We start from the raw sequence: 7,791 nt of genomic DNA, 5'->3' as shown, positions 1-7,791 counted from the left end.
GTCCGCGGGCGTGCGCACCTCCCTGGGGGCGGGCGCGGCCCACGCGTCCGACAGGCCCTCGGAGAGGATGTTCAGCGACAGCACGGTGACCAGGATCAGCAGCCCCGGGAAGACGGTCGCCCACCAGCCGCCGGTCAGCACCATGTTCTTGCCGTCGGCGATGACGCTGCCCCAGGACGGGTCGGGAGGCCTGACGCCCGCGCCGATGAAGGACAGGGACGCCTCGAAGACGATGGCCTCGGCGACCTGGACCGTGCAGAACACCAGCACGGGGGCGGCGCAGTTGACGGCCACGTGGCGCAGCACGATGTGCGGGGTGCGGGCGCCGATGACCCGCTCGGCGGTGACGTAGTCCTCGCCGTACTGGTCCAGCACGTTCGCCCGCACCACCCGCGCCACCGGCGGGGTGAACAGGAACGCGATGGCGCAGATCAGCACGCCGATCCCGCCGCCGAACACGGCCACCAGCACGGCGGCCAGCGCGATGCCGGGGAACGCCATCACCACGTCCAGGCAGCGCATCAGCGTCTCGTCCACCGCCTTGCGGGAGGTGGCGGCCACGGCCCCGAGCACGGCCCCGGCCACCAGCGCCAGCGCGGTCGCGCCCAGCCCGATGGCCAGCGACCAGCGGGCGCCGTACATCAGCCGGCTCAGGACGTCCCGGCCCAGGCTGTCCTGGCCCATCCAGTGCGCGGCGGACGGCGCCCCCGTCCCGCCGGCCGGGTCCCGCATGTCGAGGGGATCGTCCGGCGCCAGCACCGGGGCGAGCAGGGCGACCAGGACGACCACGGCCAGGAAGCAGACGGCGGCCTTCGACGGCCACGGCAGCCGGCGCCGTCCGCGCAGCCGCACGCCGGGCCGGGACAGCCGCTCGGTGAGCCTCGCGCGCGTGACCATCAGCCCGCCCTCAGTCGTGGGTTGACCAGCAGATACAGGATGTCGATGACGAGGTTGACGACGACGAACCCGGTCGCGGTGGTCAGCACCACGCCCTGCACCACAGCCGGGTCGCCGTTCTGCACCGCGTCGATCATCAGCTTGCCCATGCCGGGCAGCGAGAAGATCGTCTCGATGACGACGGCGCCGCCGAGCAGATAGCCGACCCGCAGCCCCAGCACGGTGAGCGGGTTGACCAGCGCGTTGCGCAGCACGTTGCGCCCGACGACCACGCGCGGCGGCAGCCCGCTGCCGATCGCCGTGCGCACGTAGTCCTTGTCCAGCTCCTCCACCACCGAGGTCCGCACGATCCGGGTGAGCTGGGCGGCGACCGGCAGCGACAGGGCGACGGCGGGCAGCGCCATGGTCCGCAGCCAGCCGGTGACCGAGTCGCCCGGGTTGATGTAGCCGCCGGTGGGGAACCAGCCCCGGTGCACGGCGAGGTACTGGATCATCAGCAGCGCCAGCCAGAAGCCGGGCGCGGCGACCCCGACCAGCGAGACCACCCGGATGATCTGGTCCGGCAGCCGGTCCCGGTACACCGCCGCCGTCACCCCGCCCGCCAGCGCGAGGACGACGGCCAGGGCGAGCCCGAGGAAGGTCAGCTGGAGCGTGAGCGGCAGCGCGGTGGTGACCTGGTCGAGCACCGGGGCGCGGGTGAGGGCGCTGGTGCCCAGGTCGCCGTGGAGGACGTCGCCGACGAAGCGGACGTAGCGCACGGGCAGCGGGTCCAGCAGCCCGTTGCGCTCCCGGAAGTCGTGCAGCTGCTCCGGGGTGGGATTGGCGCCCTGGAAGAACGCGGACGCCGGGTCGGCGTCGGAGAACCGCATCACCAGGAACACGAACAGCACGATGCCCAGCAGCAGCGGCACCAGCAGGGCGATCCGGCGCAGCAGGATGCGTACGACCGTGGTCATGCCGTCAGATCCAGCGGGCCTGGAGGAGGTTGACGCCGGGGTAGGGCTGGGCCCTTATCCCGGTGAGCCGGCGCGGGTTCCAGGCGGTCATCAGCTCGTTGTGGACGACCGGGTACAGCACGGCCTGTTCGGCGACGACGTCGATGTAGTCCTGGATCATCGCCTTCTTCTTCGCGGGGTCCGGCTCCCGGGTCGCCCGGTCCATGTCCTTGAAGAGCCGCCGGGCGACCGGGTCGTCCGCCCACCGCGTGTAGCGCATCCACAGGTTCTCGGGGCCGTAGTTGTAGCGCATGATCAGGTCGGCGTCGAGGCCGAACTGGTTGGGGTTGGAGGCGGCGGCCACCACCTGGTAGTCCCGCCGCTGGTCCATCTTGGTGAACACGGCCGTGGTCTCCTGCGGCGCCAGGGTGGTGCGCACGCCCACGGCGTCCCAGCAGGACTTGACGGTCGGCAGGCAGTCCACGATCCAGCTGACGTTGACGGCCATGATCTCGACGTTCAGCCCGCTCACCCCGGCGGCCCTCAGCAGCGCCTTGGCCTTGCCGGGGTCGTAGTCGTAGACGGTCCCGGCCCGCCGGTGGCTCGGGTTGCCCTCGTTCAGGAACGAGGACGCGGGCCTGCCGTGCCCCTTCAGGGCGACCCGCACCATCTTCTCGCTGTCGATGGCGTAGTGCAGGGCCTGGCGCACCCGCACGTCGTCGAACGGCTTGTGCCGGGTGTTGAACATCAGGAACAGGTTGTTCATCCCGGCACCGCCGGCCACCTTCAGCCCGCCCTGCTCCAGGCGGGGGATGTTGGCGTACGGGATGTTGTCGGCGATCTGCGCGCCGGCGCCGGTGCCGGAGATCCGCGCGACGCGGGAGGACGCGTCCACGATGGTCAGCCAGTTCATCTTCCGGAAGGCGGCCCTGCGCGGGCCGTTGTACGCGGCGAACGCCTCGAAGGTGGTGTTCGACTTGGGGTGGTGCGCGGTCTGCCGGTACGGCCCCGAGCCCACGGCCAGCCCCTTGACGGCGTCGTCCCAGGCGCCGGGCCGGGAGTAGACGTGCGCGGGCATGATCTTGGCGAGGGTGAGCCGGGAGAGCCCGTCCGGGAACGGGAACCTGAGCCTCAGTTCGACGCTCCGCTCGCCGGTCTTGCGGACCGACTCCAGCCAGGAGGCGAAGAAGCCCTTGGCGAGGGTCTGGGTCTTCGGATCGAGGATCCGGTCGAAGACGAACACGACGTCGTCGGCGGTGACGGGCTTGCCGTCGTGGAACGTGGCGCCGTCGCGGAGCGTGAACCGCCAGGTGGTGGCCTTCGGATCGGCGGGCGGCGCGGTGGCGAGGGCGGGGTACGGCACCCGGGTGATCGGGTCGGTGTCGAGGAGTCCCTCGTAGACGTGATTGTTGGCGGCCATCGCGAACGCGGAGGCGGTCTGCGTCGGGTCCCAGCTGCCGTCGTTGCCGTAGCCGATGACGGCGGTCAGCGTCCGGTCCCTGCCGCCGCCCCCGCCGCCGGGGTCGTTGGTCGACTCCGGTCCGGCGGAGCACCCCGCCAGCACCGCCCCCGCGCCGAGCACCCCGGCGCCCAGCAGTAACGACCGGCGGCGTGGTGCCGGTACGTCGGGGATCACGTCGTCGCGCACGGGTCCTCCAGCAGGTCGGTGAGCCGATGAGGGATGGGGGTGGGAGGAGTGAGATACGACGTCCTACGTCCTACGTCCGCTCGGTAGCGCGACGATAGGAGGGGCCGTGGGGGCGGTCAAGACAGCGCACGCGAACGAACCCGCCCGCCCCAGCTCCACCCGGGTGAATCCCGTCCCCGTCCGGCGCGTTCGCGTTCCGCCCCCGAGCACTCCCGCACCGCCCGTCGCGGACCTCCGGCCACGGCCGACCCGGGCGGAGGACGCCTTCCGGGCGGAGAAGCGCAGCGTCACGCTTGATGTACAAAGCGTAAACTCGGACACGGAAGGGGAGCAGAGTGAGCGGCATCGAAGAGGCGGAGGAGGCGTTGAGGGAATTGCGGTCGGCTCTCGAAAAGGCCGGGGTCGTTCTCCCGTCGCTGGGGCTCGATCCGGTGAGTCTCGTGCGGGAGGTGCCCAGCCCGCTGGTGGACCTGGGGCGGTGTTCGGTCCAGACCGCGCGCCGGCTGGCGGCGGCACTGGCGGGGGAGGCCCGGTGAAACCCGTCGTCGGCAGTCACGTGATGGACACCCACACCGGGAAGGTCGGCATCGTCATGGGGCACGAGGGGCCGTACGTGCAGGTCAGACCCTACGGCGGCGGGCGCGAGTGGGACGCCGAGCCGGGGGCGCTGCGCTGTGCCACCCCGGCCGAGCGGCTCAGCGCGGCCACCGCGTACGCCAACGCCCGCAGCCGCGGAGAGGTCCTCTAGCGCCCGCGCGCACGGGTGAGACCGCCTTCGCGGATGGGCGAGAATGGGCCCATGAGTCTGTTCCGCGACGACGGCATCGTGCTGCGCACCCAGAAGCTGGGCGAGGCGGACCGGATCATCACCCTGCTCACGCGCGGGCACGGACGGGTGCGGGCCGTGGCCCGCGGGGTGCGGCGGACGAAGTCGAAGTTCGGGGCCCGGCTGGAGCCGTTCTCCCATGTGGACGTGCAGTTCTTCGCCCGGGGGAGCGAGCTGGTCGGGCGCGGCCTGCCGCTGTGCACGCAGAGCGAGACCATCGCTCCGTACGGCGGCGGGATCGTCACGGACTACGCCCGGTACACCGCCGGGACCGCCATGCTGGAGACCGCCGAGCGGTTCACCGATCACGAGGGCGAGCCGGCCGTACAGCAGTACCTGCTGCTCGTCGGGGCGCTGCGGACGCTCGCCCGGGGCGAGCACGCGCCGCATCTCGTCCTCGACGCCTTTCTGCTGCGGTCCCTGGCCGTCAACGGCTACGCGCCCAGCTTCGGCGACTGCGCCAAGTGCGGGATGCCGGGACCGAACCGCTTCTTCTCCGTGGCCTCCGGCGGCTCGGTGTGCGCCGACTGCCGGGTGCCCGGCAGCGTCGTGCCGTCCCCGCAGACCCTGGTCCTGCTGGGCGCGCTGCTTACGGGAGACTGGGAGACGGCGGACGCGTGCGAGCCGAGGTACGTCCGCGAGGGCAGCGGGCTGGTGTCCGCCTACCTGCACTGGCACCTGGAGCGCGGACTGCGCTCCCTGCGCTACGTAGAGAAGTAAGCACGGCACGGGTCGAGGAGACGAGAAGCACATGGTCGTACGCGGGATCCTGGGGCGCCAGCGGCGCGAGTACAAGGCGCCGGAGCCGCATCCGTCCGGTGCCCGCGCGCCCAAGCTCCCCGGTGAGCTGGTGCCGAACCACGTCGCGATCGTGATGGACGGCAACGGGCGGTGGGCCAAGGAGCGGGGGCTGCCGCGCACCGAGGGGCACAAGGTCGGCGCCGAGCGGGTGCTGGACGTGCTCCAGGGCTCGATCGAGATCGGCGTGCGCAACATCTCGCTGTACGCCTTCTCCACCGAGAACTGGAAGCGCTCGCCCGACGAGGTCCGCTTCCTGATGAACTTCAACCGGGACTTCATCCGCAGGACCCGCGACGAGCTCGACGCGCTCGGCATCCGGGTGCGCTGGGTGGGCCGCATGCCCAGGCTCTGGAAGTCGGTGGCGAAGGAGCTCGAGGTCGCCCAGGAGCAGACCAAGGGCAACGACCTGCTCACCCTGTACTTCTGCATGAACTACGGCGGCCGTGCCGAGCTCGCCGACGCGGCGCGGGCCATCGCCGAGGACGTGCGGGCGGGCCGGCTCGACCCGTCGAAGGTGACCGAGAAGACCATCCAGAAGTACCTGTACTACCCGGACATGCCGGACGTCGACCTGTTCCTGCGGCCGAGCGGTGAGCAGCGCACCTCCAACTACCTGCTGTGGCAGAGCGCGTACGCCGAGATGGTCTTCCAGGACGTGCTGTGGCCCGACTTCGACCGCCGTGACCTGTGGCGGGCCTGTATGGAGTTCGCCTCCCGGGACCGCCGCTTCGGCGGCGCCGTCCCGAACGAGCAGCTGCTGGCCATGGAGGCCGCGATGAAGGGTGATTCCACCTCCTAGACACCGGTGGTTCACCAGGGTCGCCGAGGATGTGGATCATGAGACGTCTCGCTCCTGTACTCGCCCTCGGGGCCCTGCTGCTCACCGCCCTGCCCGCGCACGCGGCCGAGGCTCCCGCGCACCGTGAGAGCTACGGCACGAAAGCGCCGTACTCCCCCCGGCAGAGTCCGCGCGGCTACCAGCGGCCCCCCGCCGGTTTCGTTCCCGTATTCACCGAGAACGTCTCCCGGCACGGCTCCCGGGCCGCGAGCGACAGCGAGGACGGCGACCTGGTCCTCGCGCTGTGGGAGCAGGCCGAGGCGGAGGGACAGCTCACCGGCAAGGGGGAGGAGTTCGGACCGGTCGTCCGCGCGCTCCAGGCCGCCATGGCCAAGACCGGCTACGGCAACCTCAGCGGACGCGGCCGGCAGGAGATGGCGGACACGGCCGCCCGGCTGCAACGGCGGCTGCCGGGCCTGTTCCGGAAGATCGCCGACGACGGGGAGAAGATCGACGTCGTCAGCTCCGGGCAGGGGCGGGCCGTGGCCAGCGGCACCGCGTTCACCGACGCCCTCGCCGCGGCCGAACCCGCGCTGAAGCCGCTGATCGGGCCGGTGCGCACCGACAAGGACCTGCTGTACTTCCACAAGGCGGCGGGCGGTGCCGCCTACCGCGACTACATCGAGAACGACCAGCGCCTGAAGGACACCCTGCACGGCATCACCGACCAGCCGCGGACCCGGAAGGCCGCGCACGGCATCCTGCGGAAGCTGTTCAAGGAGCCCTTCGTCGCACGGATCGGCGACCAGGTCGGTGCCGCCCAGGCCGTCTACAACCTGTACGCCATCGCGCCCGCGATGAGCGAGGAGAGCCCGGACGGCAAGGGCTGGGGCATGGAGCGCTTCGTGCCCCGGTCGGACGCCGCCTGGTTCGGCTACCTCTCCGACGCCGAGGACTTCTACGAGAAGGGGCCCGGCTTCGCCGGCAGCGACATCACCTACAAGATGGCGGACGTCCTGCTGGACGACTTCTTCCGGCAGGCCGAGGCCAAGCGGGCCGGCACCAGCGATCTCGGGGCCGAGCTGCGGTTCAGCCATGCCGAGGAGATCATTCCGCTGGCCGCGCTGATGGGTCTGCCGGGCAGCACGGAGCAGGCGGCGCCGGGGGAGGCGTACACCTACGCGGACAATTCCTGGCGGGGTGCGGACGTGTCGCCGCTGGGGGCGAACATCCAGTGGGACGTCTTCGCCAAGGGCGACCGGTACCTGGTCCGGATGCTCTACAACGAGAAGGAGACGCCCTTCAGGGCGGGGTGCCGTCCGGTCGCCGAGGGCAGTGCGTTCTACGACCTGGACGAGCTGGAGCGCTGCTTCGGGCGCCACTGAGCGGGGCCCGTCCGCGCCTCGCGGGGGCGCGGACGGCTCAGACCGCCGCGCACTCCGCGCACGTGCCGAAGATCTCCACCGTGTGGGCCACGTTGACGAAGCCGTGTTCCGCCGCGATGGCCTCCGCCCACTTCTCCACGGCCGGGCCCTCCACCTCCACGGCCTTGCCGCAGGCGCGGCAGACCAGGTGGTGGTGGTGTTCGCCGGTGGAGCAGCGGCGGTAGACGGACTCGCCGTCGGAGGTGCGCAGAACGTCGACCTCGCCGGCCTCGGCGAGGGACTGGAGGGTGCGGTAGACCGTGGTGAGCCCGACGGAGTCGCCCTTGTGCTTGAGCATGTCGTGCAGCTCCTGGGCGCTGCGGAACTCGTCGACCTCGTCCAGGGCCGCCGCCACGGCTGCACGCTGGCGGGTCGCGCGACCCTTCACGGGCGGTCCAGCGGTCGTCACCGTTGCCTCCTTCGATGGCTCGCTTCTGCCCGGGCCATTGTGCCAGCCCAGGAGGTCGGCGGTCAGACGCCGA

At 71.5% G+C, this 7,791-nt stretch carries 9 protein-coding genes; 5 read left to right on the top strand and 4 right to left on the bottom strand.

The features are described 5' to 3' along the window. The 3 genes from H5J33_RS16560 to H5J33_RS16550 form a co-directional block, all read right to left on the bottom strand. A partial coding sequence (locus H5J33_RS16560; RefSeq protein WP_181795675.1) for an ABC transporter permease occupies positions 1-897 on the bottom strand: 897 nt, incomplete at its 3' end. Further along, a complete protein-coding gene (locus H5J33_RS16555) occupies positions 897-1,853 on the bottom strand; it encodes an ABC transporter permease (RefSeq protein ID WP_181795674.1) in 957 nt (318 codons plus the stop codon). The genes H5J33_RS16560 and H5J33_RS16555, both read right to left, overlap by 1 nt. A 4-nt stretch (positions 1,854-1,857) precedes the next feature. Then, complete coding sequence (locus tag H5J33_RS16550; protein WP_181795673.1) at positions 1,858-3,480, bottom strand: ABC transporter substrate-binding protein; 1,623 nt, start codon at positions 3,478-3,480, stop codon at positions 1,858-1,860. A 335-nt stretch (positions 3,481-3,815) separates the two neighbouring features. Between H5J33_RS16550 and H5J33_RS16545 the strand changes: the two genes are divergently transcribed. From H5J33_RS16545 to H5J33_RS16525, 5 genes are read left to right on the top strand one after another with little or no spacing between them, the layout of a single operon-like run. Then, positions 3,816-4,016, top strand: a complete 201-nt coding sequence (locus tag H5J33_RS16545) for a hypothetical protein (RefSeq protein ID WP_030777177.1) — start codon at positions 3,816-3,818, stop codon at positions 4,014-4,016. Then, positions 4,013-4,228: a hypothetical protein gene (locus H5J33_RS16540; RefSeq protein WP_181795672.1), complete on the top strand. Its 216-nt coding sequence runs from the start codon at positions 4,013-4,015 to the stop codon at positions 4,226-4,228. The genes H5J33_RS16545 and H5J33_RS16540 overlap by 4 nt, the downstream gene beginning before the upstream one ends. Positions 4,229-4,279: 51 nt before the next feature. Continuing rightward, positions 4,280-5,026, top strand: a complete 747-nt coding sequence (gene recO, locus H5J33_RS16535; RefSeq protein ID WP_030604856.1) for a DNA repair protein RecO — start codon at positions 4,280-4,282, stop codon at positions 5,024-5,026. A 31-nt stretch (positions 5,027-5,057) separates the two neighbouring features. Continuing rightward, positions 5,058-5,906 (top strand): isoprenyl transferase, encoded by an 849-nt coding sequence (locus H5J33_RS16530; protein WP_181795671.1) that lies wholly within the window; start codon positions 5,058-5,060, stop codon positions 5,904-5,906. A gap of 38 nt (positions 5,907-5,944) precedes the next feature. Continuing rightward, positions 5,945-7,270 carry a histidine-type phosphatase gene (locus H5J33_RS16525; protein ID WP_181795670.1) on the top strand — a complete coding sequence of 442 codons (1,326 nt, stop codon included), beginning with the start codon at positions 5,945-5,947 and terminating at the stop codon, positions 7,268-7,270. 37 nt (positions 7,271-7,307) lie between these two features. Here the strand turns inward: H5J33_RS16525 and H5J33_RS16520 are convergent, their stop codons facing one another. Then, positions 7,308-7,718, bottom strand: coding sequence for a Fur family transcriptional regulator (locus tag H5J33_RS16520; protein WP_181795669.1), 411 nt, complete (start codon positions 7,716-7,718; stop codon positions 7,308-7,310). Between the last annotated feature and the right edge of the window lie 73 nt (positions 7,719-7,791).

The sequence above is a fragment of the Streptomyces sp. WELS2 genome, assembly GCF_013870595.1.
In the GTDB taxonomy this organism is placed as follows: Bacteria; Actinomycetota; Actinomycetes; order Streptomycetales; family Streptomycetaceae; genus Streptomyces.
Note: the sequence above shows the minus strand (reverse complement) of the source record. Positions and strands in the feature narration are given on the sequence as shown.

What these genes read in the sequence shown, in the direction of transcription:
- H5J33_RS16555 (WP_181795674.1), bottom strand. Translation starts at nt 1,853, where the DNA reads ATGACCACGGTCGTACGCATCCTGCTGCGCCGGATCGCCCTGCTGGTG.
- H5J33_RS16530 (WP_181795671.1), top strand. Translation starts at nt 5,058, where the DNA reads ATGGTCGTACGCGGGATCCTGGGGCGCCAGCGGCGCGAGTACAAGGCG.
- recO (WP_030604856.1), top strand. Translation starts at nt 4,280, where the DNA reads ATGAGTCTGTTCCGCGACGACGGCATCGTGCTGCGCACCCAGAAGCTG.
- H5J33_RS16525 (WP_181795670.1), top strand. Translation starts at nt 5,945, where the DNA reads ATGAGACGTCTCGCTCCTGTACTCGCCCTCGGGGCCCTGCTGCTCACC.